Raw genomic sequence first — 25,395 nt, forward strand, 5'->3', positions numbered from 1 at the left:
GGTCGGATATCGAGGGGGAATTTTGTTTTGAGATCAGCAGGATCGCGCCTCGCGAAGGGAGAAAGCCGCGCCATTGTGGCGGCGCTTTTCTCGGTGCTCCTGGCGTCCTGCACCTCGGCCGGCGACCCGACCATGTCGGTCGGCATGCCAGGCTACAATACCTCGGCTACCGAAATCAGCACGGCCGCCGGTGCGCCCCAGGCCAGCACGGCCGCATCATCGTCGCAGATGACAAGCGCACAAATGACGATGAATGCCGACGGCGACGCCAACCTTCCCGAGCAGGTCGCCTATGTGCCAGTGGCCAAGCCAGGGGCCAAGCCCGATGCCGGCTTCCCGATCGCCGTTCCCACGGCAGCCGAGACGATCGCGGGACACACGCCGCAGCCGCTGCAACCAAACGCCCAGACGGCCGATCAGGCCGTGGCACAGAACAGTGCTGATGCATCGAAGCCCGACGCCAAGGCCGCAGCGCCGGCGATGAACAACCCGGTCTATGTGACCGCCGGCGAGATGCCGCAGCCACAGGCCTACGCACCGAAGAAAAACTTCCTGGCCTCGCTGTTCAGCGCCACCCCCGCTTCGGCAGCATCGCCGGCCAACAGCAGATCGGGCGGGCAGCCAACGGTCGTGCAGGCGACGCCTGCGGCAAAACCCACCGTTACCCTGGCCTCGGCCAATTCGGCTGAAAAGCCGGTGCAGCTGGTGTCGACGGGCGATACCAGCCACTTCACGGCCGATGCGCTGCCCGGCGTGCGCCAGACGGCGCTGTTCGAGATCAAGCGCAAATCCGGCCTCGACGATGAGAGTGACGTCGATCTCAACGAAGACGAAGGTTCGGGTGGCGCTTACCAGGTCGCCTCCGCCGCCGGCCTCGCCCGGCTGGCGCCCAACGGCCTCCTGAAACAGAACGAAAGCGTCGATGTCGCCTGCTTGAAGCCGTCGCTGGTTCGCGTGCTGAAGACGATCGAAGGCCACTACGGCCGCAAGATGACGGTCACCTCCGGCTATCGCGATCCGGCCCGCAACCGCCGCGCCAACGGCGCCAAGAATTCGCTGCACATGTACTGCGCCGCCGCCGACATCCAGGTCCCCGGCGTCTCGAAGTGGGAACTGGCGAGCTACATCCGCACCATGCCGGGCCGCGGCGGCGTCGGCACTTACTGCCACACCGAATCCGTTCACGTCGATGTCGGACCGGAGCGCGACTGGAACTGGCGCTGCCGCAGGCGCGGCTAGGGCGAGGATCTTCCGTCACCGCGAAGGCCCTTCGGCGGCGTTGCATCATGCCGCAAAAACCAGCTTGGCTGTCGGAAAGACGCGGTTTGGAGCCAAAGGAAAAAAGTTGTCGCAGCCGGCGGCAGACGGGTTGCCGGTTTGTCGCGACGCAACTATAAGCGCTCACATCTGAGCGCGCCCATCGTCTAGCGGTCAGGACACCGCCCTTTCACGGCGGTAACAGGGGTTCGATTCCCCTTGGGCGTACCAGCATTTCAACTTGGCATTATGTCTATCGCCAGCGTGATGCTGCGCAAGCTTTGCTGGACCCGCCACTCTGATGGGGATGTCGGCAAGAAGAGGCGAAGACGACTGAGGACTACGTCGAAGGCTGTCTACGCCCGCAGTCCCCTCGCCTCGCCGCCGCGCTTGCGCGGAACCATCATGTCCCTGGCAAGCAGGCCGCTCACCCGGCAAAAGGCCATGAAGGCCCGCCATGCGTCTTCGGTCTCGACGATGTCCACCGTGGCGCCAAAACAGGCATTGAACGCGGCCTGGTAGGTTGGTCCCTTCCGGCGAACCGGCCACGTTTGCAGAAAATCGAGCGCCTGCTCGACACTGTAGATTTCCTCGACCGGCTGGCCGGGCACAGGCGCGATCCGCACCGGCACCTCGAATTGCAGTCTGTCCATTCGATCTCTCCCGAACTGACACCCCCGCAGCAACGCCGTTCGTCGCAAAAAATTGCCGTGGCGGCTTAATGCCTGGGCCGCTTCTCGCCTAGAAATGTGTCGTCACTACGGTGGTCAATGAACCCGGCGAAGCATGGGCCGCTAGAGGCAAGGAGAATGCTCCCAGGCGTGAATATCGCCGGTCTTCGGCCGTCGCCGGCAGTTCGTCCTTGAACCTTGCGCTTTCCAGTGCCAAATCTGGGAAGGTTTCTCTCGCGGAGGCTCATCCAGGCCTCGCATCCCTGCAAGACGGATAAAAATGGTCACCTATCTCGACGCCGCCACGGCACCGCTCAGAAACACCGGCCAGATCCGTCTTTACGACGAGGAAGGTTTTGTCGGCATGCGCAAGGCTTGCGATCTCACCGCGCGCTGCCTCGACGAACTGGTATCGATTGTGGCGCCCGGCGTCACCACCGAAGCGATTGATCGCTTCGTCTTCGAGTTCGGGATGGACCATGGCGCGCTTCCGGCGACGCTCAACTACCGTGGCTACACGAAATCATCCTGCACCTCGATCAACCACGTCGTCTGTCACGGCATACCCGACAGCAAGCCGTTGAAGGATGGCGACATCGTCAATATCGACGTCACCTATATCCTCGACGGCTGGCATGGCGACTCCTCGCGCATGTATCCGGTGGGCACGATCAAGCGTGCCGCGGAGCGGCTGCTCGAAGTCACGTATGAGTGCCTGATGCGCGGCATCGCGGCAATCAAGCCGGGCGCCCGAACCGGCGCCATCGGCGCCGCCATCCAGACCTATGCCGAAGCCGAGCGTTGCTCGGTGGTGCGCGATTTCTGCGGCCACGGGGTTGGCCGGCTGTTTCACGACGCGCCGAATATCCTGCATTACGGCAGCGCCAGCGAAGGCGTCGAGATGCGGCCGGGCATGATCTTCACCGTCGAGCCGATGATCAATCTCGGCCGGCCGCATGTGAAAGTGCTGTCGGACGGCTGGACCGCGGTGACGCGCGACCGTTCGCTGTCGGCGCAGTACGAGCACACGATCGGCGTCACCGAGACCGGCTGCGAGATCTTCACGCTGTCGCCAAAAAACCTCGACCGCCCCGGCCTGCGGGCCTAGTGTCTGGCAGATCGGGCGTTACCTTGCCCGGCAAATGCTGGGTGGGGCAGCCATGAACGGTGACGACGACGAGCGGGCCTTCTTTCCCGAAAGGCCAGTGCGATCACCCGCGAAGGCGGTGGCCGCCGACAAGCCGCATTATCTCGGCCATCGCGACCGCCTGCGCGAGCGCTTCGCCGCCGGTACCAACACCCTCCCCGACTACGAACTGCTCGAGCTTTTATTGTTTCGGCTGATCCCCCGCGCCGACACCAAGCCTGTCGCCAAGGCATTGCTGGCACGCTTCGGTACATTGGCCGAGGTCCTCGGCGCGCCCGTCGAGCGCCTGCAGGAGGTGAAGGGCATCGGCCCGGCGGTGGCGCTCGACCTCAAGGTGGTTGCGGCAACGGCGCAGCGCATGGCGCGCGGCGAGATCGCCGGCCGCGAGCTGTTGTCGACCTGGACGCAGGTTCTCGAATACTGCCGGTCGGTGATGGCCTTCGAGGAGCGCGAGCAGTTCCGCATCCTGTTCCTCGACAAGAAAAACGCGCTGATCGCCGACGAAGTCCAGCAGGTCGGCACCGTCGACCACACACCGGTCTATCCGCGCGAGGTGGTCAGGCGCGCCTTGGAGCTCTCCGCCACGGCGATCATTCTGGCGCATAACCATCCGTCGGGAGACCCGACGCCGTCGCGCGCCGACATCGAGATGACCAAGCTGATCATAGAGACGGCCAAACCGCTTGGCATTGCCGTTCACGACCACATCATCATCGGCAGGAAAGGCCACTCCAGCATGAAGGGCCTGCTGCTGATCTGAGGTTTGGCGTTGTTTTCTGCTTTGTCCGCTGTGCGCCTCTGTACCGCAACGTGAAGGCGGTCGGCTCGATAAATTCTGGCGCCGAGGCTCAGCTGGCCGTGCGCAGGCGTCGCGATCGGACAAAGGTCTTAAGTCCCTCGGAATCGAATGCGTGGCCGAAGGCATAACCCTGCAATATGTCGCAGCCCAGGCCCTTGAGTAGCCGTGCATGCTGCATCGTCTCGACGCCTTCCGCCACGACCTCGATACCCAGCGACTTGCCGATTTCAATGATCGACGAGACAACCTGCCTTCTCTGCGGAGATTTGACGATTGGGGTGACCAGCTGCCGATCTATCTTCAGCCGGCGCGGCTGCAACTTCAGCAAACTGACCATCGAAGCGTAGCCGGTACCAAAATCGTCTATTTCGACGTCAATCCCCAGCTCTTTTATCTGCTCGATATTCCAGGTGACAAGGTCGTCGTTCTCGTCCAGGAAAATCGACTCAACAAGCTCGAACGAAACTGTTCCTTTCTTGATATTTTGTTCTCGCAGGCTCTTGATGAGCTCCTCGTCTTGAAGGCGCCTGGCCGAGACATTGACCGACACCCGCGGAATGTGAAGTTTTGCAGCGGACCACTCTTCGAAATCCGAAAGCGATTGCTTCAATATGGCTTGGTCGATGATCGAGACGACGTTCAGTTCTTCTGCAATCCTCAGGAAGATGTCGGGCGCCAAAATACCCTTTATTGGATGTTTCCACCTCGCCAGCGCCTCAACCCCAACGATTTCGAGCGTCTTTGCGTCAAATTGGGGCTGGTAGAAGGGGATGAACTCGTTGCGCTCGAGGCCGCCGAGAATTTCGTCGGCAATCCGCTTAGTATCGACGATTTCGCTTTGCATCGCGTCGGTGAAGAATTCGTATCGATTGCGGCCCCGCCCCTTTGCTCGGTAAAGGGCGATATCGGCGTTCACCAGCAGGTGTTTGGCTTCGACATCTTTTGCGTTATCGACAGCGATTCCCACGCTGACACCAAAACGGCATCGATGACCCTGATAGTAGACGGGTTCGCGCATCTGGCTGATGATGCGGTCGGCGAGCAGCGCCAGTTGCTTGGTATCGTCGCGCACCACGCACAGAACGATGAATTCGTCTCCCCCGATACGGGCGACGAATCCCTCGTCGCCGACCTTCGACCTGAGCACGGTTGACGCGTGAACCAGCATCGCGTCACCGGCGGCGTGGCCCAGCGTATCGTTGATGTGCTTGAACCGATCCAGATCTATGTGAAGCAGTGCCGCGTGCCCGCCTGAGCGCCTGGCGTTTGCCGCGTAATGTTCCAGTACCTGGTCGAGGTAACGCCGGTTGGGCAAGCCGGTCAGCGAATCATGAAGCGCGATGTGCTCTATGCGCGCTTTGGCCGACTCGAGTTCTGCATTTTTCGACTCGGACAGCTGTTTTGCACGAACCAGATCCTTGTTCAGCAGGACGTCGGCAGTCACGTCCCATTCCGCGCCGATCATTTTTGGGGTGTCGTTTGCGACCCGGTAGAGGATCGCCTTGGACCGGACATGACGGATCTCGCCATCCTGACGCACAATCCGGTACTCAGACAAATATGGTCGTCCGCTGGCCACTGCCCTGTCGAAGTCCGCGTTGGCGCCAGCCAAATCATCTGGGTGGATTGCTCCCGCCCAGTCTGGGTAGCCCCGGTGCTCGCCGGTTGGTTTGCCATATATTTCGTTGACGCGATCATCCCACGTAAGCTCGTTGGTCGCGAGATCGTGTTCCCAAACCCCAATAGCCGAAGCTTCCAGAGCGAGTTCCAAGCGTCGTGACAATCGACGCAATTCCGCATAATTGCGCTGTCTTTCGCCAATCAGGCGGCCTGTGACCAGGAAAGGGAACACAACCAAGGCTCCGGCCGTCGCCATGATCGCGCGCAACAACCATGCGTTGCTTGGCGTCGAAGGCCAGCCATTTTTGGGAATGGCCGCGAGCTGCCACGAGCCGGAAGGAAGCAAAACGTCAGCCGTCACCGGATCGCTTTTGCTGATCTCCTCATTGCCGTAGAATTGACCACCTCGGTGACCGAGGGCGTCCCTGCCGATCAGCGCTACGTCGATCCCGAGATCGTCGTCAAGCAAGCCGCTCGCTCTGTAAAGGCGCTGCACGTCGACAACGGCGGAAATGATACCCCAGAACCGTTCCGTATTGCCAGCGCTCGGCACGAAGACCGGAAAGCGGCCGATGAAGCCTTGTCCTCCCTGTTTCAGGTCGACGGGACCGGCAAGCACCAGCTTGCGTTCGTCTCGCGCCCTTAGCGCAGCTGCACGCTGCCGCTCGTTCTTGCGGTAGTCCAGACCCATCGCCTGCTCGTTACCCTCCATCGGATACATAAGGGAAACGACCAGATCGGGCGCGCCGGCAATATCGTTCAATTGCGAGTCGGCGCCAAACAGATTGCTCGCGAGCGAGGCGAAGCGTTGCTGTCCCATATAGGGCTCGGTCACGACCGCGGCGACCAGTCCACGCACGAGCTGGAGGTTTCCATTGATATTGCCTTCGAGCTTGGCGCGGATGAGATTGACCTTGGTCAGCACGTCCGCACGGACGGCCTGGTCCGAGACGATTTTGTTCTGGTGCTCCGCGAACGCTGCGCTGACAAGGATGACGACAAACGCGATCGCCGCCGGAATATTTGCCGACGAAAAGACGGCCTCCTTGATGCCGTTGAACCTAGCGCGGAAAAAAGCCAATAGGCGATTCCTCAAGTGCCGTTTTCAGGTTCTCGGGGTCGACCCGATGAGGAACATTAGCTTTCAATGTTTAATTTGACCTTCATACTCCTGAGAAATTTCATTTTCCGACGGCTGACGCCGGCTGCGATACCGACAGCGATGCTGAAGGCGGGCTGCACGATGCGGACCAACATGAAACGCCAGCTAGATCAGCCTTGCTCGGAAGATCGAGGCGCACGAGCGCGATTGCACAAGTCGACGCTCCGACCCGAGTACTCTGGAGCGTTGACCTGGACTAGTGCCCCTCAATCGCCTTGGGAGACACAAGGTATGGTATCTTGCCGACGCTGCGCTTCGTCGCGCCAATGGAATAGGCCATCGGTATCTTGGGAGAGTTCTCGGGTAGGCCGTACATATCCTTGCCGGCCCGCACGGCAAATGAAAAGTGCTGCCACGAAACCGTGTCATGCTCATTGAGAAAATCGAGCGTCAGACCAGCTGAAATCAGCGCATTCACCACGTCACTGATCGGGTGGATCCATTCATAATAGCGAGGATGCTTCAAGATACGATCATCGCCGGTGTAGGTCAGTTCCTCGTTCCAGGCGAGCGGCCGAGCTATCGGCGTTCGCCAGTCGTGCTTCAATTCCAGGGCCGCGGCCTTTCGATCGCACTGAAACATCAATGGATGGCCCTCGGCCATGTAGAGGCGGCCGCCGGGTCGCAGAAGATCGGCAACCACCCGCGCCCAACGGAACACGTCGTCCAGCCAGTTTACCGAACCCCAAGTAACGTAAGCGATATCAAAGGTCCGGCCGAGCGCTTCCACCGCCTCGAACAGTGGCGCTTCCACGAAGCGCACGTCGGTGCCTGCCTTCGCAGCAAAATCCCGCGCCGCCACGATCGCCGTCGGTGAAAAGTCGAGCCCGGTCACGCTGCCTGCGCCGAGATTCTTCAGGCTGATCGTGTCAAGACCGATGTGACACTGCAGGTGGACGATATCCTTGCCGGCGATGTCGCCGAGCTCGCGTGTTTCCAGCTCATAGAGATTGGATCCGCCGGCCAGCACATTCTCGATGTGGTAGCTGCCCGTTGTGTCGGTCGAGTGCAGTTCGGCCCGATCATCCCAATTAAGGCGGTTCGCGCCCAGAAACCGTTCCAAATTCCCCCCACCCCTGACTGACGCATGGTAAACAAGTCGTTAAAACACCTTTGCAGCGAAAGTAGCGCGCGTCAATCCGGACCGGGCGGCAGTGCGCCGCCGCTCGCGAAAGCATTAGCCCCGGGAAGGCTTGCTGCTGATCAAAGGCTTCTGGCGCGATCGCCGCGCCCGGCGACAAGACCCCGCAGGCGCTCCCGGACTCCGCCGTCGTGGTCTGTATGTGGATTAGTCGGTTCCTCAGCCCGGCACAGCCACCATCGCGATATTTCTGGAGAGCTCGTTTGTGGGGGCAACTGCGTCTGCCGTGCTGCTCGTGAGTGCTCGGTAGAGTGCCACATAATCGCTGCACATGCGCTCGACCGTGAACCGCTTCTCGAACGTCTGCCGCACTCGTGCGCGATCGAGGCTGTCTATGCGCCGGAGCGCGCCCACGGCTTCCTCCACCGTATCCACGATCCATCCGGACACACCGTCATCGATGATCTCCGGGGCGGCGCCACGCCGGAACGCAACCACCGGCGTACCGCAGGCCATTGCTTCGATCGTTACGAGCCCGAAGGGTTCCGGCCAGTCGATCGGAAACAAAAGCGCTATCGCATTGCCCAGAAAATCCGCCTTTTGCCGCTCATCGATCTCGCCAATGAACTCCACGTTCGAATGCCGCAGCACTTGCGGCTCGACCCTTTCCTTCCAGAACGACTGGTCCACCTTGTCGATCTTGGCGGCGATCTTCAGGGGAAACCCGGCCCGCGCTGCTATTTCTATGGCCGCTTCCGGCCCCTTTTCCGGCGAGATGCGACCGAGAAACGCAAGATAGCCAGAGGTGTTCGGGTGGAATGGCAGAAGATCGCGGGGCAGGCCGTGATGCACGGTTCCAACCCAATTGACGGGCGGCATGGGCCGGCGCTGGTCGAAGGAGATCGAGACCAGGGGAACGTCGTCGAACATCGCATAAAGCTGCGCCAGATCGGGCAGGTCGAGCCTGCCGTGAAGCGTGGTAACCGTTCGTCTGGCAAAATCCCGAATTATGGGGAAGTGCAGGACATCGACGTGGAAATGTAAAACGTCGAATTCATCGGCTCGCCGGCGCACCCGTTCAAGCATCATAACATGGTGCGGACCACCGTCCTGGACCCTGGGGTTCAGGCGCAGCGCGACGTCGCAACACCGCACCAGCTCGGCTGAGGTACGAGAATCGGCGCTGGCGAACAGCGTCACCTCGTGGCCCTGTCGGACAAGTTCTTCGGTCAGATACGAAACAATTCGCTCGGTTCCACCGTAGGTTCGGGGCGGCACGGATTCGGTTAGCGGTGCGATCTGGGCTATTTTCATTTAGAAAATCTTTTCGGCGGCGATCGCCGTCTTTCAAACAAGCTTCGGCGGCAACCAAGACAAGCGAGAGCTTCCCGTTGCGAAGTATTCTATGCAGAGCGTATTTATAGTTGTGCCGTCCGTGCTCCTCCCGTGCAATCAGGTTTCCCTTATTCAACTCCTCTGCATCCAAGAACTGCGATCCATGAGAAATGTTTCACCGGCTCGATAAAAAGACAGAATGAGCTACGCGCCGCCGCCCCGCCGCCCCCTGACAGGCAGGTTTGGATTTGTTCGATCACCATCAATTGATCCAGGCGTGCCGGTGCCCAATGGAACATAAAGCCCGGAATTCAGTTAGATAGCCGGATTTGACTGGAGTTCGCCACATGCGCAACTCCGGCCGGGCAAGGGCACTGCCGTGACACGGAGTGAGCGGCTTCGGGCGTATCGCGCCGAACTCAGGCACCACCTTGCCGAACTCGGGAGCCATAAACGCTCCTTATGGAGGATGCCATGAACCAGTGGACAAACGCCAGGCTCTGTGACGTAGCCAACCTGATCCTTGGGGCAATTCTGTTCTTCTCTCCCTGGATCTTCGCATTTGCGGCAGGCCCGCAGACGCAGAACGCCCTCGGCAGCGGAATCTTGATCGTCGTGCTTTCGGTTGCCGCCCTCGCAGCATTTGCCGTGTGGGAAGAGTGGGTGAACCTGGTCGTCGGACTGTGGGTTCTCGCATCGCCCTGGGTGCTTGGATTCCAGGCGACCACGGCGATGACCGTGCATGTCGTGATCGGCATTCTGGTCGCCGTGCTGGCGGCGATCGAGCTCTGGATGATGTATCAGAACCCGCCGACCCAGTCCGCCGCCTAACAGGCGCAGCCAGCCAGCGCCCTTTTTTGGGCCTGACGGATCTATCGATCGTCTGCCGGTCTCTCGGCAACAGCCGCCGGAGGCCGGGCAGGCGGCGTTTGTTTGGACGAGAATAGGGAGGATGGCGCATTATGGTCGGTGACAATCCGCGTTCGACGGCCAGGATTGCAGGACATCCTATTCATCCGATGCTCGTGCCATTTCCGATCGCCTGCTTCGTCGGCACCCTGCTGACGGATCTAGCCTATTGGCGAACAGCGGAGATGATGTGGGCTGACTTCTCCGCTTGGCTGGTTACCATCGGCGTGATCATGGGCTGCCTAGCAGCGATCGCGGGGCTGATCGATTTCCTGGCCAATCCGCTGATAAGGGCACAGCCCCCCGCCTGGCCGCACGTGCTCGGCAATCTTCTGGCGCTGGCGTTATCCATCATCAACATGCTCGTGCACACCCGCGATGCATGGACCTCCATCGTTCCTACCGGCTTGATCCTCTCGGCGGTTGTCGTGCTCATCCTCATCTTCACTGGTTGGCTGGGCTGGTCCATGGTGTACCGGCATCACGTCGGAGTGGCGGATTGATGCGCATAGCAAGCTCCATCGGTCAGACCAGGCGCATCGCGGTGTCCGTCCTCGTTTGCACTGCGGCGATCACTCTTGCAGCGTGCAGCGGCAACGACCCGGATCCCAGCAGTCAGATAGGGCCGAATCCAAACCTGCCGGAGCCGATCCAATATTTCTTCCCGCCCATGCATCTCGCTTCCGTGGTCGGATGGAAGAACGACGAAAAGCCGACCGTCGCGCAGGGGCTGCAGATCCAGGCTTATGCCCACGGCTTGCAGCATCCGCGGTCGCTTTACGTGCTGCCCAATGGCGACGTCCTGGTGGTCGAGTCCAAGGCGCCGGGTGGTGAACCGATCAAACGGCCCAAGGATTTGGTGATGGGCTGGATCGAATCCTGGGTCACCTCGGGCGGCGACAGCGGCCCAAGCAACCGCATTACGCTGCTGCGCGACACCGATGGCGATGGCAAGCCGGAGCTGACCAGCGTATTCCTCGACCACCTGAGCTCCCCCTTTGGCGTGGCGCTGGTGGGAAGCGATCTCTACGTCGCCAATACCGACTCCATCGTCCGCTATCCCTACAACACCGGTGACACAAAGATCACCGCGCCCGGGACGCCGCTAACCGCCCTGCCCGGCGGCCCGATCGACCACCATTGGACGAAGAGCCTGGTGGCAAGCCCCGACGGCTCGCTGCTCTATGTCGGCATCGGCTCGAACAGCAACGTCGCCGAAAACGGCATCGAGGCGGAGAAGAACCGCGCCGCCATCTGGCAGGTAGACAGGGCCACCGGCCGGTCGCGCATTTTCGCCAGCGGTTTGCGCAATCCAAACGGCCTGAGCTGGGAGCCGCAGACCGGGGCGCTCTGGGCAGTGATCAATGAGCGCGACGAGCTCGGCCCCAATCTCGTGCCGGATTATCTGACCTCGGTAAAGGATGGCGGCTTCTACGGATGGCCATACAGCTATTACGGCCAGCATCTCGATCCCCGCGTCATGCCCCAACGTCCGGACCTGGTCGCAAAAGCGATCGTTCCGGATTATGCACTGAGTTCCCACGTCGCCCCTCTGGGACTGGCCTTCTATACGGCAACCAGCCTTCCCGAGGCATATCGCGGCGGCGCCTTCGTTGGCGAGCATGGCAGCTGGAACCGCACGCGCTTCAATGGCTACAAGGTAGTGTTCGTACCATTCAGCGGCGGCCGTCCGAGCGGCGTCGCTACCGACGTGGTGACTGACTTCCTGGACAAGGACAACAAGGCGCGCGGCCGGCCTGTCGGCCTGGCTGTAGACAAAACCGGGGCCCTGCTCATCGCCGACGACGTCGGCAACACAGTTTGGCGGGTGACATCTGCCGGCCAATAAAGTGGCTCCACTCCCTTCGTCGAGCGTCGAGCAGGTGAACGGACACTGGTCGAAGCAATCGTGCTGACGTTCTTCGTCATGCTGCTGTTCCTGCAGAACCTGCGCGCGACGATCCCCGACGATCGCCGTTCCGGTGACTCTGCCGAGCACATTCGGCGTGCCCGCCCTTGCCGGTTACTCGACGCTGACGATGTTTGCCACGCGCTGCCACCGAACCGAAGGACCGCCAGCGCCGAAATGGTATTTTTGCCCTTCCCACAGCCGGCTCTAGAATTTTCATCGCAAATCAAGTTATGATGCACTTGGTATTTCCCGGGACGGCTTGCGCCGCTTGGAATACCGGGAGGAACCGGGACATGGCCGTTGCGCTTGTACTCGTTCTGATAGTCGTGGGCTCGGTGTTGTTCCACTTCCTGAGCCCATGGTGGTGGACGCCGATTGCCTCGAACTGGGACTATATCGACAACACCATCATCATAACTTTCTGGATCACCGGTGTCGTCTTCGCCGCCGTGGTTCTTTTCATGGCCTATTGCGTCTTCCGCTTCCGTCATCGGGAAGGCAATCAGGCGGCATATGAACCTGAGAACAGGCGGCTCGAATCCTGGCTGACGGTCGTCACCGCGGTTGGCGTCACCGCTTTGCTCGTTCCAGGCCTGTTCGTCTGGAGCCGGTTCGTTAACGTTCCAAGCGACGCAACCGAGGTCGAAGTCGTCGGCCAGCAGTGGCAATGGAGTTTCCGCCTCCCCGGCAAGGACGGCAAGCTCGGCACATCCGACACTCGCGACGTCAACGCTGAAAATCCACTCGGCGTCATCGCCACCGATGCCAACGGCCAGGACGATGTCGTAGTGGAAGCGGCCGACCTGCACCTCCCGGTAGGCAAACCGGTCAAGATGCTGCTCCGCTCGGTCGATGTGCTGCACGATTTCTACGTGCCGGAATTCCGCGCCAAGATGGACATGATCCCGGGCTCGGTCACCTATTTCTGGTTCACTCCGACCAAGACGGGGACCTTCCAGGTCCTGTGTGCCGAACTCTGCGGCCAGGGACATCCGATGATGCATGGCGTGGTCATGGTCGATACTCAGGAAGACTATCTGGCGTGGCTTGGCCAGCAGCAGACTTTTGCGCAGCTGTCCGCCCCCCAGCAGATGGGCTCGGCAGAGTAGGAAACCGGAACGACGGCGCGCCGTCGGGATTGAAATTAGTGTGGCAAGCCCGAACTGTCGGGCTGGCCGAAAAGGGCACGGAGGTGTTCCTATGGTCGATATCACACCTGCAGATGCGGTACCGCCGGCCGAAGTCGCGGAAATGGAACTCTACCATCCGCACAGCTGGTGGACGAAATACGTTTTCTCGCAGGACGCCAAGGTCATCGCCATCCAGTATTCGGCGACGGCGACAGCGATCGGCATGGTCGCGCTGGTGCTATCCTGGCTGATGCGGCTGCAACTCGGCTTCCCCGGCACATTCGACTTCATCACCCCGGAAGCCTACTACCAGTTCATCACCATGCACGGCATGATCATGGTGATCTACCTGCTCACGGCACTCTTCCTGGGCGGCTTCGGCAACTATCTGATCCCGTTGATGGTTGGTGCTCGCGACATGGTCTTTCCCTATGTCAACATGCTGAGCTACTGGATCTATCTGCTCGCCGTGCTGGTCCTGGTGTCGAGCTTCTTTGCGCCCGGCGGACCGACGGGTGCCGGCTGGACGCTCTATCCGCCGCAGGCGATCATGACCGGTACGCCAGGCGGCCAGGACTGGGGCATCATCCTGATGCTTGTCTCGCTGATCCTGTTCATCGTCGGCTTTACCATGGGCGGCTTGAACTATGTCGTGACGGTGCTGCAGGGGCGCACGCGCGGCATGACGCTGATGCGCCTTCCGCTTACTGTCTGGGGTATTTTCACCGCCACCATCATGGCGCTGCTCGCCTTCCCGGCGCTGTTCGTCGCCTGCGTGATGATGCTGCTCGACCGGGCGCTCGGCACCAGCTTCTTCATGCCGGCGATCGTCGAGATGGGCGAACAGTTGCAGCACGGCGGCGGCAGCCCGATCCTGTTCCAGCATCTGTTCTGGTTCTTCGGCCATCCGGAGGTCTACATCGTGGCGCTTCCGGCCTTCGGCATCGTATCCGACCTGATCAGCACCCACGCGCGCAAGAACATCTTCGGCTACCGCATGATGGTCTGGGCCATCGTCGGCATCGGCGCGCTGAGCTTCGTGGTCTGGGCGCACCACATGTATGTCAGTGGCATGCATCCCTATTTCGGCTTTTTCTTCGCCACAACGACATTGATCATCGCCGTCCCAACAGCCATCAAGGTCTACAATTGGGTGCTGACGCTGTGGCGCGGCGACATCCACCTCACCATACCGATGCTTTTTGCCTTGGCCTTCATCGTCACCTTCGTCAATGGCGGGTTGACTGGGCTATTTCTTGGCAATGTCGTCGTCGACGTTCCGCTGTCGGACACGATGTTCGTCGTCGCCCATTTCCATATGGTCATGGGGGTTGCCCCGATCATCGTAATCTTCGGCGCGATCTATCACTGGTATCCGAAGGTCACCGGCCGGATGCTGAACGAGACACTGGGCCGGTTCCATTTCTGGGTCACCTTCCTCGGCGCCTATCTGATCTTCTTTCCCATGCACTATCTCGGCTTGATGGGCGTGCCGCGGCGGTACAACGAATTGACCGACATGACGATCATGACGGAATCGGCCCATCACCTGAACTCGTTTATCAGCATCATGGCTTTTATAGTCGGTTTTGCTCAGATTGTGTTTCTGTTCAATCTCATCTGGAGCATCCGCCATGGCCGTGAGGCTGGCGGCAATCCGTGGCGGGCAACGACGCTCGAGTGGCAGACGCCCGAAACACCGCCCGCCCACGGCAATTTCGGCAAGGATCTGCCGATCGTCTATCGCTGGGCCTATGACTACAGCGTACCGGGAGCCAAGGAGGACTTCATACCGCAAAACGTTCCGGGCTCCTTCGCGCCCTCCAGGGAGCCGGCATGAGCGTAATCCTGGTCTTCCTGCTCGTGATCGCCGGTATTGCCGGGTGGTGGCTTTCCCATCAGCGGCTAATGACGAAACCGTGGCTCGAGCAAGGTATGATCGGGGATTTTGTCGCTCTGGACCGATCGGCGCTGCCGACCGCAAAGATCGGTCTCGGCGTCTTCCTTGCCGTCGTCGGCTGCCTGTTCGCGCTGTTCACCAGTGCTTACTTCATGCGCATGGCGCTGTCGGATTGGCGGCCGCTGCCCATCCCGCCCCTGCTCTGGCTTAACACCGGCGTACTGGTCTTGAGCAGCATTGCGATACAGTGCGCTTCGCTCGCGGCGCGCAAGGGTCAAGTGGACATGGTCAGGCTTGGCCTCGCCACCGCTGGACTCACGGCGCTCGTCTTCCTGATTGGACAGCTTGTGGCATGGCGGGAACTGAGTGCGGACGGCTATTTTCTGGCATCCAATCCGGCCAACAGCTTCTTCTACCTGCTAACGGGAATGCATGGCCTGCATATACTGGGAGGACTGGTCGGGCTGGGCAGAACGAGCGTCGGCGCCTGGAACGGAGCGCAGCCGCAGCGGCTTCGCCTCAGTGTCGAGCTGTGCGCCATGTACTGGCATTTCCTGCTTTTCGTCTGGCTCGCCATCTTTGCGCTTCTGGCCGGCTGGGCTTCGACTTTAATCGACATTTGCCGAGGGTTGCTGACCTAGGAGGAACGGGCGGATGGCAGAGACGACACTGGCCCACATCGGCCGAACAGAGCCGCGGCCCGCAGGCTGGCAAGGCATCGCCGCCGACTGGTCCTCGGATCAGCGGGCGTTCAAAAACGTGTCCTGGGGCAAGGCCATGATGTGGATCTTCCTGCTCAGCGACACGTTCATCTTCGGCTGCTTCCTGCTCTCCTACATGACCGCGCGTATCTCAACACGCGTGCCGTGGCCCAATCCGAGCGAGGTCTTCGCCCTGCGCATCGGCGGCTCCGACATTCCACTGATCCTTATCGCCATCATGACCTTCGTGCTGATCTCGAGCAGCGGAACGATGGCCATGGCGGTCAATTTCGGCTACCGCCGCGACCGCCGCAAGACGGCAGTGCTGATGCTCTTGACCGCAGCACTCGGCGCGACCTTCGTCGGCATGCAGGCCTTCGAATGGACCAAGCTGATCACCGAGGGCGTGCGGCCTTGGGGCAATCCTTGGGGCGCTGCCCAGTTCGGCGCATCCTTTTTCATGATTACCGGCTTTCACGGCACGCACGTGACGATCGGGGTGATCTTCCTGATCATCGTGGCGCGAAAGGTCTGGCGCGGAGACTACGACGTCGGACGGCCCGGCTTCTTCACCAGCCGGAGGGGCCGCTACGAGAACGTCGAAATCATGGGGCTTTACTGGCATTTCGTCGACCTGGTCTGGGTGTTCATTTTCGCATTTTTCTATCTTTGGTGAGAGGCAGGACATGGCTGAAGCAACCGCAAACGGCCTGGGACAGCATGCGCTGGACAGCGCCCGTACCCATGATGCGACGACGACCGGGTTTACCCCGGCGGAGGTTCATCAAGAGCACCCGATCAAGCTCTATCTGGTGGTCTGGGCCTGGTTGTTCATCCTCAGCACCTGCTCCTATCTGGTCGACTATTTCGGTCTCCACGGCTATCTCAGATGGTCGCTGATCCTGATCTTCATGATCCTCAAGGCAGGGCTGATCGTCGCCATCTTCATGCACATGGCCTGGGAACGGCTGGCGCTGACATATGCAATCATCCTGCCGCCGGTGCTGGTGCTGGTGTTCGTGACGATGATGGTCTTCGAAGCGGACTACACGCTTCTCACCCGAATGGCGTTTTTCGGGGCCGGGCCCTGACATGCAATCCGGATCCAGGCGGTCCGGTCCTGGAGCCTTCGCCTTGAAACAATCCACGGCTGGTCCATTTCTGTTGGTATCGGAAACGACAGGCAATGCCGGCGTTTCCACATGCGTCGCGAACACCAGCAAGGGGCGCCCAAGATGACCATCGCAAACAGACTGAAGGACTTCATCGACAGAAAAGGAATTTCCTACGACACCGTCGAGCATCACCGCACGGCGACAAGCAGACAATCCGCCATTGCGGCACATGTGCCTGGCAGCATAATGGCCAAATCGGTGGTCGTTCACCACGACCGTGGCTACGCGCTCGCCGTGGTTCCAAGCACGCACAGGATAGAACTCGCGACATTGCAGGATGTCATGGACAAGCCTCTTGGACTTGCCTCCGAAGACGAGGTGGTCTCGTTGTTCGGCGATTGCGATGTCGGCGCTGTGCCGCCGATCGGCGCTGCCTATGATGTGCCAGTGGTCCTCGATGAAAGCCTCGGCGACGCTCCCGAAGTCTATTTCGAGGGCGGTGACCATAGGACGCTGGTGCATGTGAGCGGCAAGGATTTCCGCGACCTGACAAAGGACGCGCGCCAGGCCCGTTTCAGCCACCCGGCCTATTGAAAGCTCTGCCCCACCCTGCCCGCACCGGCACTTTCACCGGTGCGCGCAGGGCAGGTTTTTTTCAGCTCACGGTCTGGTGGCCGGCGGCGATTCCACAACTTTCCGATAGACATGCCAGGTCGCATGACCAAGGATCGGCAGCACGACTGCCAACCCGGCGAACACTGGCAGCGAGCCGACGATCAGGGCGACGGCGACGATAAGGCCCCACACGGCCATCACGATCGGGTTGGCCAGGACAACGCGCACCGAGGTGTGGATGGCTTCGTAGGCGCCGACATCGCGGTCGAGCAACAACGGGAATGCGACGACCGTGGTGCACAACACAACCGCGGCGAACACGAAGCCGATGGCGTGACCCAGGATGATGAGCGTCCAGCCGCGTCCCGTGGCGAATATTTCACTGATGAAGCTGGACAGCGATTGCGGCGGCGCCGGGCCGAACAGGGTCTGGTAGAATATCTGGGCCGTCAAAAGCCAGGCGATAAAGATCGCAAGCAGCATGACGCCGACCGCTGCAATAGCCGGCAGTGCCGGAGAACTCCTGACTTCAAAGGCGTGCCTCCACGAGGCGTCGAGCCCGGCTTCCCGTCGCCGGCTGATCTCATAGAGGCCGATCGCCGCGAACGGACCAATCAGTGCAAAGCCGGATACAAGCGGAAACAGCAATGGCAGCGTGTTGTTACCTGATGTCCAGACAGCAAGCACGACTCCCGCAATCGGATAGATCAGGCAGAGAAAAACGATGTGCGACGGTTTGACCATGAAATCATCGACGCCACGCCTGAGCGCATCAAAAAGATCGGAGACACCGATTTTTCGAATTCTGGTGTGTTCCAGCGTCTCGCTGGCGCCTGCTATCACGTGAAAGCTTGCCATGACCATTCCTCCAGACCAGGTCCGGTAAGGTCGCGTTTTACGGTGCTGCCGTTCTGCATGATTGGCCCACGCAAACCGCGACCTGCACCATGATCAATATACTCTCATGCGGGGGACTTGTCGCGCTTTGTAGGAAGGCCCGGGAGTAGGAGCTCCCGGGTAGCCTGACTAGCTACGGACGCCGTTCTTCGATATGCTCTTCTAGTCGAAGGTGAAGGTCATGGACGGAAGGACAGTTCTCATACTCGGCCTTGGCGTCATTATTCTGCTGTTGCTGGGATTTTGTGCTCTGCCAACGTGATGTTTTGAGCCGGGGTCAATAGTCGGCTGAAGCGATCACTCGCATTACAATGGTGTCGGCAAGCAACGCCGCAAATATTGCGAAAAGATAGACAATCGAATACGCAAACAGTGCCTTTGCCGGCTTCATCTCCTTGTCGGCGACGAGAACCTTCCAGGCCTGCCAAATGAAACCTGCACCCAACGCGGCTGAAACAGTGCCGTAATATCCGCTCGCGAAGCCGAAGCCCCAAGGAAGCACGCCGATTGGCGCCAAGAGCAGCGAATAGGCGAAGATTTGTTTTCTGGTCGAGTGCTGGCCGGCCACATTCGGCATCATCGGGACCCCCGCCGCGGCATAGTCACCGACCTTGAAAAGGGCCAGCGCCCAGAAATGAGGCGGCGTCCAGAGGAAAATGATCAGAAACAGGATGAGACTTTCAATGCCGATTGCGCCGGTTGCAGCAGCCCACCCGATCACCGGAGGAAGGGCGCCTGCCGCGCCGCCTATGACGATATTCTGTGGCGTCGAGCGCTTCAGCCACATCGTGTAGATAACAACATAGAAAAAGATGGTGAACGCCAACAACGATGCGGCGAGCCACCCCACCAGCACGCCGAGCGTCATGACCGACAGTGCGGAAAGCACCAGACCGAAGCTGAGAGCTTCGCCAGGCGTGACGCGACCGGACGGAATTGGTCGCTTGGACGTGCGAGACATCAAGGCGTCTATGTCTGCGTCGTACCACATATTGAGCGCGCCGGCGGCTCCCGCTCCAACCGCGATTGCGCCGATGGCAATTACGGCGATAACTGGATTCATCACGCCGGGCGCCATCATCAGGCCGACGAAGGCAGTAAACACGGCAAGCGCCATGACGCGTGGCTTCAAAAGCGCAAAGAAATCACCCGCCGTCGCCTCCGAGAGGCGGATGCCGGTATCCTTGAGACGGCTTTCTTCAGTCGACATTCAGACGACCACCGATGGGAATGGCAGCCTAGCCGGCCAATGTCTTTTTTGCAACGAGCCGCCCTCCCACCGACACTGCCGGCAGATTGCGGCCGAGGCTATGCCTCGACCTGTTTGCTATGCCAAGATCCGGCGGAAGAGCCGGGCTATTTGGAGAATTGCTTCAGATAAGCAATGACGTTGGCGATGTCCTCGTCTTTCTTGAGGCCGACAAACGCCATCTTGGTTCCTTTGACCATCGCCTTGGGATCGCGAAGGTAGGTCGTCAGCGTGGCTTCGTCCCATTTAACGCCGGATTTTCCGGCCTCGGTCATAGCCTTGGAATAGCTGAACCCTGGATGCGTGCCGGCCGTTCGGCCGATGACGCCGTTCAAGGACGGACCGATCTTGTTCTGATCCTTGTCCGCGATATGGCAGACCTTGCATTTGGCGAAGACCTTCTCACCCGCCGCGGCATCCTGTGCCCGCGAGGGGCCGGCAATGACGGTGGCGACGGACATGATGATGAAAAACACAATGGCACGCATGGCATTTCCTCCCTGATCGCCAATTTGCCCTGGCTGACCTGCACAGGCCGACATTTAGTCCGCTCGCATGCGCTCTTGAATGGCAGAACGGATATCCAATGCCTGGGGTTGCGGCACCTACATACCACAGAACCCGGCCGGCAGGTAGAGTTCGGCCATGCAAAGGTTTAATGCGGACAATCTGCTCAAGGCAATTTGGTGTTGCAGCTGGCGGCGATCCGGCCGATCGCCTCTTCAACTCCGGTGAGGTCAAACTCGGCTTTGCCGCGCCCCGACAGCAGCCCGAACCGCCAGGACAGCAGCAGCCGGTCCGCGGAAATCAGTCGCCTGATGCCGTCGGCACCGTCGCGGACCAGCATTCTGCTGCGCGGGCCGACCGACCAGCTTTCGTTGAGCTTGCCGGATTGGCCGACAGTCACCGACATGGCGATGGTTCGGCTGGCGGAAACGGTGTCGCTCAGTTGCAGCCATTCGCTCCAACGCGGTTCGCCGGCTGTCCGGCAGGCGATCGTCAAAACCGGGCTGTAGCTCAATGCGCCGCCACCGGTGATGAGCTTGTTGGTCGCGTAAAGCGAGGCGGTGACAAGGCCATCGCTGCTCTTGTCGAACCGCCAGTTGTCGAGAACCGTATCAGCCTGGGCAATGCCGCAGACCGACGCAAGCAGGAACGCCGCCGCCACGCTTCCGATACCGAAGAACTGTCTCAACGATGCCTCCAACAACCGCTGCGGTCAGCAACCCAGCGCAGATAATCATCAAAGCTTCATATCGCTACCTCGACCGCCAGATGCGTGAAATCCGTTGCGTCTGCGCCACAACGAAAAAGGCCGCCTCGAGAAGGCGGCCTTTCGGAATTCAGCAGGGACGTTATTCAGCGTCCTTGGCGGCCTTCTTCTTCGGCGCGGCCTTTTTCTTCGGCTCTTCAGCGTCGTCGTCGGCCTTCTTGGTGTCCGCTTTTTTCGCAGCCGCCTTCTTCGCCGGCTTGGCCTTGGTTGTCTCCGTATCCTCGTCGTCGGCCAGCAGCTCTTCCTTGCTGACCTTGACATCGGTGACCGAAATCTGGCCGAGCAGATGGTCAACCACCTTCTCTTCGAACATCGGCGCGCGCAACGTGTTCAGCGCTTCGGGATTATTGCGATAGAATTCGAAGGCTTCCTGCTGCTGGTTGGCCGGATAGCGACGCACCTGCTCGAACAGGCCGCGCTGCAATTCCTCGTCCGTCACGGTGACGCCGGCCTTCTCGCCGATTTCGGCGAGAACCAGGCCGAGACGCACGCGGCGCTCGGCAAGCCGCATGTATTCGGCACGCGCTTCTTCTTCCGTCGTCTCTTCGTCGGCAAAGGTGCGCCCAGCAGCTTCGAGGTCGCGGTTGACCTGGTTCCAGATGTTGTTGAACTCGGCCTCGACGAGCTTGGACGGCGCCTCGAACGAGTAAGCAGCGTCGAGCTGGTCGAGCAACTGCCGCTTGACTTTCTGGCGCGTTATCGAGCCGAACTGGTTCTCGATCTGACCGCGCACCACCTCGCGCAGGCGCTCCAGCGATTCAAGGCCGAGATTTTTGGCCATCTCGTCGTTGATCTCAAGCGCGCCGGGCTTCGACACTTCCTTGATCGTCACGTCAAAAGTGGCTTCCTTGCCGGCCAGATGCGCCGCCTGGTAGTTTTCCGGGAAGGTAACCGTGACCTGCTTCTCGTCGCCGGCCTTGCTGCCGACCAGCTGGTCCTCGAAGCCGGGGATGAATTCCTTCGAGCCGAGCACCAGCGGCTGATCGGTGCCCGCGCCGCCGCCGAAGGCTTCGCCGTCGATCTTGCCGACATAATCGATGGTCACGCGATCGCCCTCGGCGGCCTTGCCTGTCTTCGGCTCGTAAGTGCGGGCGGATTCAGCGACACGCTTGACCTGCTCGTCGATCTCTTCATCCGGCACGTCGAACACCTGGCGCGTCACCTTGATGTCGGAGAAATCCTTGATCTCGATCGGCGGAATGACCTCATAGTTCAGGCGGAACTCGAAATCGGCACCGCCTGCCAGGATCTTCTCGGCTTCCTTCTCGTCCTCGGTCATGATCACTTCGGGCTGCATGGCGGCCTTTTCGCCGCGCCCGGTGATGATCGAACGGGTCGAATCGTTGAGAATCTCGTTGACCACTTCGGCCATGAATGATTTGCCGTAGACCTTGCGCAGATGCTGCACCGGCACCTTGCCGGGGCGGAAGCCGTTGATGCGGACCTTGTTCCTGGCATCGGAGAGCCGCGCCATCAGCTTGGCTTCCATGTCACCGGCCGGCACGGTGATCTTGATCTCGCGCTTGAGACCGGAGTTGAGCGTTTCGGTGACCTGCATCATAAAACCTTTGTTTCCACCAATGAGGCCGTCAAACGGCCCCTGCCGTTTACAGCCTGCCGGTATGATCTTGCCGGGAATGGCTTTTGGTGCGGGACTTGGCGATCTGTCCGCTCAACGCGGCACAAATCCTCCAGAAATACGCTCCAAAATGTGAATAAGTCTTTGTTTTTCCTACTTCTTATCACATTCTGCAGAAGCGGATCGTCGCGTCCCGTCACATTCGACACGCCTTTTGTCACAGGCGCGGCCGATTTTCAACCATCTTTGCATTGCGGCCAATGATGCCGATGTGGGCTCTGACATTGACAGAATGATGGCTACATGGGATTGGCCGGGCAATGCGGATGTGGCGGAATTGGTAGACGCCCTGGATTTAGGTTCCAGTGCCGAAAGGCGTGGGGGTTCGAGTCCCTTCATCCGCACCATCCTTCGCTCTTCGAGCTTCGGGTGGCAGGCCACTCGAAGCTCCTCCAAAGCCTTGGCGAAGGAGGATCATTGCCAAGGCCGTAGCGCGATCTAGTAAAGCGGCTCCTCGAACAGTGTCTTGTCGCCGTCCACCAGCGCCTTGATCTGCGCGGTGCCGTTGGCCGCAATCGCCACCCGGATGCCGAACGGCCGCACCCGCATGTCGTTCTGGATCGCCATCCCCTCGCCTTCCGGCAGATAGAAGCGCTCGATGCCGTAATCCGGCGCGATCGTCGTTGCTCCCTGGCTGATATTCCAGCCCTCGGAGACGTGTCCGACGATATCGGCTTCATTGGATGCTGCCGGCGCCGGCGCTTGCCCGAACCAAGCCGCGGTCGGCCCCCAATAGCCGTCGGCGCCCTGCTTCAGCCTGACCACGATCGACGTTTCCTCGCTGGAAAGCTTGCCGGCCGGAATGTTGCCGATCAGCTTCACCGGTATGCGCGAAATATCGTAGCCGAGCAGAATGTAGTCACCGCGCAAGAGATCGCGCGGATCGATCGGCTCGACCCTGAGCAGGACCTGCTTGCCATCGCGCAGGATCGCCGCGCGTCCGGCGATGATCCAGCTCAGAAAGCCGATCTGGACGAGCGCCAGGACCAGCGCCGAGATGATCAGTCTTTTGCCGGTCATCATGCCGCCGCTCCTGTCATGTTCGAGGCGTTCATGCGCTTTTCTATGCGGATGATAATGAAAGCAAGAACGGCGAGAAGCACCGCCGCCGCAAGGAAGAAGCCTGCCGTGTCGAGCATTGATTGCAGCATCACCACATAGATGATGGCGAGTTCGAAGGCGAAGCCCGCATAGGCAACCCAGCGCAGTCCCCGGCTCTCGCGGCCGCCCAGCACGATCGCCGCGACGATGCCGGCCAGCGCAACAGCCGAGGCAATGGCGAAGCCGCTATTGTAGCTGCTTTCATCCGCCAGTTCGAATTGGATCATCGCCAGGCCGGTGAGAAAGCCGATCAGCGCGTGCAAGGGCAACCTGCCGCCGAGTTGCAAAACCCTCTCGACCGGCCCGGCAGCAAAGATCGCAGCGGTAAAAAGCAGCACCGATGCGGCAACGAGCGGGATGGCGACTTGCAGCGTGTCGTATTCCATGGCCAACAGCACGAGGTAGAAAAGGAGCGACAGGATGATCAGGTGGCGCGCCGCCTGGCTGCGCGTCCAGAACGAAACGGCGAACAGAATTAGCGCCATGACCACGAAGAGATGCGGAAATTCCGTGCGCCGGAAGTAGTCGAACCCTCTCAGGAACAGCCAGGCATCGGCGATGCCGACGGCAGCGACGGTCAGCGGGTTTGAGCGCAGCGCCACCGCCGCCAGCGCCGTGCCGGCGCCCCAGGTGATCAAGGCCGAGGCCTCGTCGCCCGACAAATGATACATCTGGCCGATCAGCGCGATCGATCCGCCGAACGCTGCTGCCGCGACGATCCACAGTGCTTCGCCGATCGCCGCATGGTCGCGCATCTTCAGCACCGCGCCGCCGACATAGCCGGCAAGGATAACGGCAAAAAGTGCCGCGACCCGCACCAGCCGCGGGATGACTTCCCAGTTGGCGGCGATAAAGATCAGGATAGCCGCGCCGAACAGCAGCGCCGCCATCATCGCCAGGATCGAGCCGAAACTCAGCGATTTGCGTTCGTTTGCCTCGACGTCGCGCGTCAGCGCATCGGCCGTCGGCGCGTCGATCAGGCCAGCCTGCTGCCATCGCGCGATATCCGACCTGACCCGTGACGAATAGCTCGCCATGCCCCTCCCCCTTTGCTTGGTCCTTTTAGCTCGTCCGGCCAAGCGTTTGACCTAACGGCATTTTCCGATCTGGGCGGAAAACCGGACGCGCGTTAATGCTGCATTGCACAATTTGCATTGCTGCCATGCACCAATAGCGCTTTTAAATCGATATAACCCCACCTATTTTCACGGTGCACACAAAGACGGAATGATCCGAAAGAAAGACGAAACGAGACTACCATGAACCTGATCCGCAACTATCGCAACTGGCGCCGCTATAGGGACACCGTGTCCGAGCTGAACCGCCTGAGCACCCGTGAACTGACCGACCTCGGCATCAGCCGCAGCGACATTCACTACGTCGCCCGCAAGGCGGTCTAATCCTTCGGGCCGCAAATGGTCCGAACCAGTTTTGAAAAGAGAACGACAATGAACCTGATCCGCAACTATCGTAACTGGCGCGTCTACCGCGAGACGGTTACCGAGCTGGGTCGCCTGTCGAATCGCCAGCTCAACGATCTCGGCATCGTCCGCGACGAGATCAAGATGGTCGCTCGCAGGGCGATCTAACCACAAGAATTTCGCCAGGGTCGACCTCCTCCCCGACCCTGACGGATACGGTCAGCCTTCACCTCCTCCCGAGGGTTGACCACAAAAACGGCGCCCGCCGGACCTCCTCCCCCGGCGGGCGCTGTTTCCAGGTTGTTTCTAAAAAGGGTTTCGCGCCCTTTCAAATGGCGAAAGGAATTTCGTCAAAGCCGACCTCCTCCCCGGCGATGGCGAATACGGTCGATCTTCACCTCCTCCCGAGGATCGACCAACAAAACGACACCCGCCGGATCTCCTCCCTCGGCGGGTGTTGT

25 protein-coding genes, 2 tRNA genes and 1 pseudogene are annotated in these 25,395 nt (G+C 60.4%); 17 read left to right on the plus strand and 11 right to left on the minus strand.

Going from position 1 to position 25,395, the window contains the following annotated elements; translation table 11 throughout:
* Positions 1-132: 132 nt before the first annotated feature.
* Positions 133-1,239: a YcbK family protein gene (locus X773_RS64550; RefSeq protein ID WP_245274770.1), complete on the plus strand. Its 1,107-nt coding sequence runs from the start codon at positions 133-135 to the stop codon at positions 1,237-1,239.
* A 174-nt stretch (positions 1,240-1,413) separates the two neighbouring features.
* Positions 1,414-1,488 (plus strand) — tRNA-Glu (locus tag X773_RS64555).
* A 125-nt stretch (positions 1,489-1,613) separates the two neighbouring features.
* Here the strand turns inward: X773_RS64555 and X773_RS64560 are convergent.
* A complete protein-coding gene (locus X773_RS64560) occupies positions 1,614-1,910 on the minus strand; it encodes a DUF982 domain-containing protein (protein ID WP_023678889.1) in 297 nt (98 codons plus the stop codon).
* A 298-nt stretch (positions 1,911-2,208) separates the two neighbouring features.
* Here X773_RS64560 and map point away from each other — a divergent pair, with 298 nt between their 5' ends.
* Together map and radC are read left to right on the plus strand one after the other, a co-directional pair.
* Positions 2,209-3,036 (plus strand): type I methionyl aminopeptidase, encoded by an 828-nt coding sequence (map, locus tag X773_RS64565; protein WP_023678890.1) that lies wholly within the window; start codon positions 2,209-2,211, stop codon positions 3,034-3,036.
* Between the two features lie 52 nt (positions 3,037-3,088).
* A complete protein-coding gene (gene radC, locus X773_RS64570) occupies positions 3,089-3,835 on the plus strand; it encodes a DNA repair protein RadC (RefSeq protein WP_023678891.1) in 747 nt (248 codons plus the stop codon).
* An 88-nt stretch (positions 3,836-3,923) separates the two neighbouring features.
* Here the strand turns inward: radC and X773_RS64575 are convergent, their stop codons facing one another.
* The 3 genes from X773_RS64575 to X773_RS64585 form a co-directional block, all read right to left on the minus strand.
* Positions 3,924-6,503 carry an EAL domain-containing protein gene (locus X773_RS64575; protein WP_036239064.1) on the minus strand — a complete coding sequence of 860 codons (2,580 nt, stop codon included), beginning with the start codon at positions 6,501-6,503 and terminating at the stop codon, positions 3,924-3,926.
* Positions 6,504-6,852: 349 nt separating this feature from the next.
* Positions 6,853-7,719, minus strand: a complete 867-nt coding sequence (locus tag X773_RS64580) for a class I SAM-dependent methyltransferase (RefSeq protein ID WP_023678894.1) — start codon at positions 7,717-7,719, stop codon at positions 6,853-6,855.
* A 237-nt stretch (positions 7,720-7,956) separates the two neighbouring features.
* Complete coding sequence (locus X773_RS64585; RefSeq protein WP_023678895.1) at positions 7,957-9,051, minus strand: glycosyltransferase family 4 protein; 1,095 nt, start codon at positions 9,049-9,051, stop codon at positions 7,957-7,959.
* Positions 9,052-9,546: 495 nt separating this feature from the next.
* On the opposite strand from X773_RS64585, the gene X773_RS64590 reads away from it, so the two are divergent.
* The 10 genes and pseudogenes from X773_RS64590 to X773_RS64630 all read left to right on the plus strand — a co-directional run bounded on the left by X773_RS64590 (position 9,547) and on the right by X773_RS64630 (position 17,333).
* Positions 9,547-9,903: an SPW repeat protein gene (locus tag X773_RS64590; protein WP_023678896.1), complete on the plus strand. Its 357-nt coding sequence runs from the start codon at positions 9,547-9,549 to the stop codon at positions 9,901-9,903.
* 131 nt (positions 9,904-10,034) lie between these two features.
* Positions 10,035-10,484 (plus strand): DUF2231 domain-containing protein, encoded by a 450-nt coding sequence (locus X773_RS64595; protein WP_023678897.1) that lies wholly within the window; start codon positions 10,035-10,037, stop codon positions 10,482-10,484.
* The gene (locus X773_RS64600; RefSeq protein WP_023678898.1) at positions 10,484-11,830 is read left to right on the plus strand and encodes a sorbosone dehydrogenase family protein; all 1,347 of its coding nucleotides are present in this window, start codon (positions 10,484-10,486) and stop codon (positions 11,828-11,830) included. The genes X773_RS64595 and X773_RS64600 overlap by 1 nt, the downstream gene beginning before the upstream one ends.
* Positions 11,831-11,836: 6 nt before the next feature.
* A pseudogene (locus tag X773_RS77520) lies at positions 11,837-12,029 on the plus strand (efflux RND transporter permease subunit); the annotation flags it as partial.
* A gap of 157 nt (positions 12,030-12,186) precedes the next feature.
* On the plus strand, positions 12,187-13,002 hold the full coding sequence (gene coxB / locus X773_RS64605) for a cytochrome c oxidase subunit II (RefSeq protein WP_023678900.1): 816 nt from the start codon (positions 12,187-12,189) through the stop codon (positions 13,000-13,002).
* A gap of 91 nt (positions 13,003-13,093) precedes the next feature.
* Entirely contained in the window at positions 13,094-14,863 is a 1,770-nt protein-coding gene (ctaD, locus tag X773_RS64610; protein WP_023678901.1) for a cytochrome c oxidase subunit I, read from the plus strand.
* Positions 14,860-15,564 carry a cytochrome c oxidase subunit 3 gene (locus X773_RS64615; RefSeq protein WP_023678902.1) on the plus strand — a complete coding sequence of 235 codons (705 nt, stop codon included), beginning with the start codon at positions 14,860-14,862 and terminating at the stop codon, positions 15,562-15,564. Before ctaD ends, X773_RS64615 begins: the two co-directional genes overlap by 4 nt.
* Before the next feature lie 13 nt (positions 15,565-15,577).
* Positions 15,578-16,300: a heme-copper oxidase subunit III family protein gene (locus tag X773_RS64620; RefSeq protein ID WP_023678903.1), complete on the plus strand. Its 723-nt coding sequence runs from the start codon at positions 15,578-15,580 to the stop codon at positions 16,298-16,300.
* A 10-nt stretch (positions 16,301-16,310) separates the two neighbouring features.
* Positions 16,311-16,715, plus strand: a complete 405-nt coding sequence (locus X773_RS64625) for a cytochrome C oxidase subunit IV family protein (protein ID WP_023678904.1) — start codon at positions 16,311-16,313, stop codon at positions 16,713-16,715.
* A 144-nt stretch (positions 16,716-16,859) separates the two neighbouring features.
* On the plus strand, positions 16,860-17,333 hold the full coding sequence (locus X773_RS64630; protein ID WP_023678905.1) for an aminoacyl-tRNA deacylase: 474 nt from the start codon (positions 16,860-16,862) through the stop codon (positions 17,331-17,333).
* 66 nt (positions 17,334-17,399) lie between these two features.
* Here X773_RS64630 and X773_RS64635 read toward each other — a convergent pair whose 3' ends face one another.
* From X773_RS64635 to tig, 5 genes are all read right to left on the minus strand, one after another.
* Positions 17,400-18,212: a DUF2189 domain-containing protein gene (locus X773_RS64635; protein WP_023678906.1), complete on the minus strand. Its 813-nt coding sequence runs from the start codon at positions 18,210-18,212 to the stop codon at positions 17,400-17,402.
* 316 nt (positions 18,213-18,528) lie between these two features.
* On the minus strand, positions 18,529-19,461 hold the full coding sequence (locus tag X773_RS64640; protein WP_023678907.1) for a heme o synthase: 933 nt from the start codon (positions 19,459-19,461) through the stop codon (positions 18,529-18,531).
* 146 nt (positions 19,462-19,607) lie between these two features.
* A complete protein-coding gene (locus X773_RS64645; RefSeq protein WP_023678908.1) occupies positions 19,608-19,988 on the minus strand; it encodes a cytochrome c family protein in 381 nt (126 codons plus the stop codon).
* A 185-nt stretch (positions 19,989-20,173) separates the two neighbouring features.
* Positions 20,174-20,695 (minus strand): hypothetical protein, encoded by a 522-nt coding sequence (locus X773_RS64650; RefSeq protein ID WP_023678909.1) that lies wholly within the window; start codon positions 20,693-20,695, stop codon positions 20,174-20,176.
* Positions 20,696-20,855: 160 nt separating this feature from the next.
* The gene (gene tig, locus X773_RS64655; protein WP_023678910.1) at positions 20,856-22,331 is read right to left on the minus strand and encodes a trigger factor; all 1,476 of its coding nucleotides are present in this window, start codon (positions 22,329-22,331) and stop codon (positions 20,856-20,858) included.
* A 343-nt stretch (positions 22,332-22,674) separates the two neighbouring features.
* Here tig and X773_RS64660 point away from each other — a divergent pair.
* Positions 22,675-22,759, plus strand: a tRNA-Leu gene (locus X773_RS64660).
* 91 nt (positions 22,760-22,850) lie between these two features.
* Here the strand turns inward: X773_RS64660 and X773_RS64665 are convergent.
* On the minus strand, positions 22,851-23,435 hold the full coding sequence (locus X773_RS64665) for a GDYXXLXY domain-containing protein (protein WP_031212332.1): 585 nt from the start codon (positions 23,433-23,435) through the stop codon (positions 22,851-22,853).
* On the minus strand, positions 23,432-24,550 hold the full coding sequence (locus X773_RS64670; protein WP_023678912.1) for a DUF2157 domain-containing protein: 1,119 nt from the start codon (positions 24,548-24,550) through the stop codon (positions 23,432-23,434). Before X773_RS64670 ends, X773_RS64665 begins: the two co-directional genes overlap by 4 nt.
* A 222-nt stretch (positions 24,551-24,772) precedes the next feature.
* Here X773_RS64670 and X773_RS74965 point away from each other — a divergent pair, with 222 nt between their 5' ends.
* Both X773_RS74965 and X773_RS74970 read left to right on the plus strand, forming a co-directional pair.
* A complete protein-coding gene (locus X773_RS74965; RefSeq protein ID WP_023678913.1) occupies positions 24,773-24,913 on the plus strand; it encodes a DUF1127 domain-containing protein in 141 nt (46 codons plus the stop codon).
* Between the two features lie 48 nt (positions 24,914-24,961).
* Positions 24,962-25,102: a DUF1127 domain-containing protein gene (locus X773_RS74970; RefSeq protein ID WP_023678914.1), complete on the plus strand. Its 141-nt coding sequence runs from the start codon at positions 24,962-24,964 to the stop codon at positions 25,100-25,102.
* Positions 25,103-25,395 lie beyond the last annotated feature (293 nt).

This window comes from Mesorhizobium sp. LSJC280B00 (assembly GCF_000502835.1).
GTDB lineage: Bacteria > Pseudomonadota > Alphaproteobacteria > Rhizobiales > Rhizobiaceae > Mesorhizobium.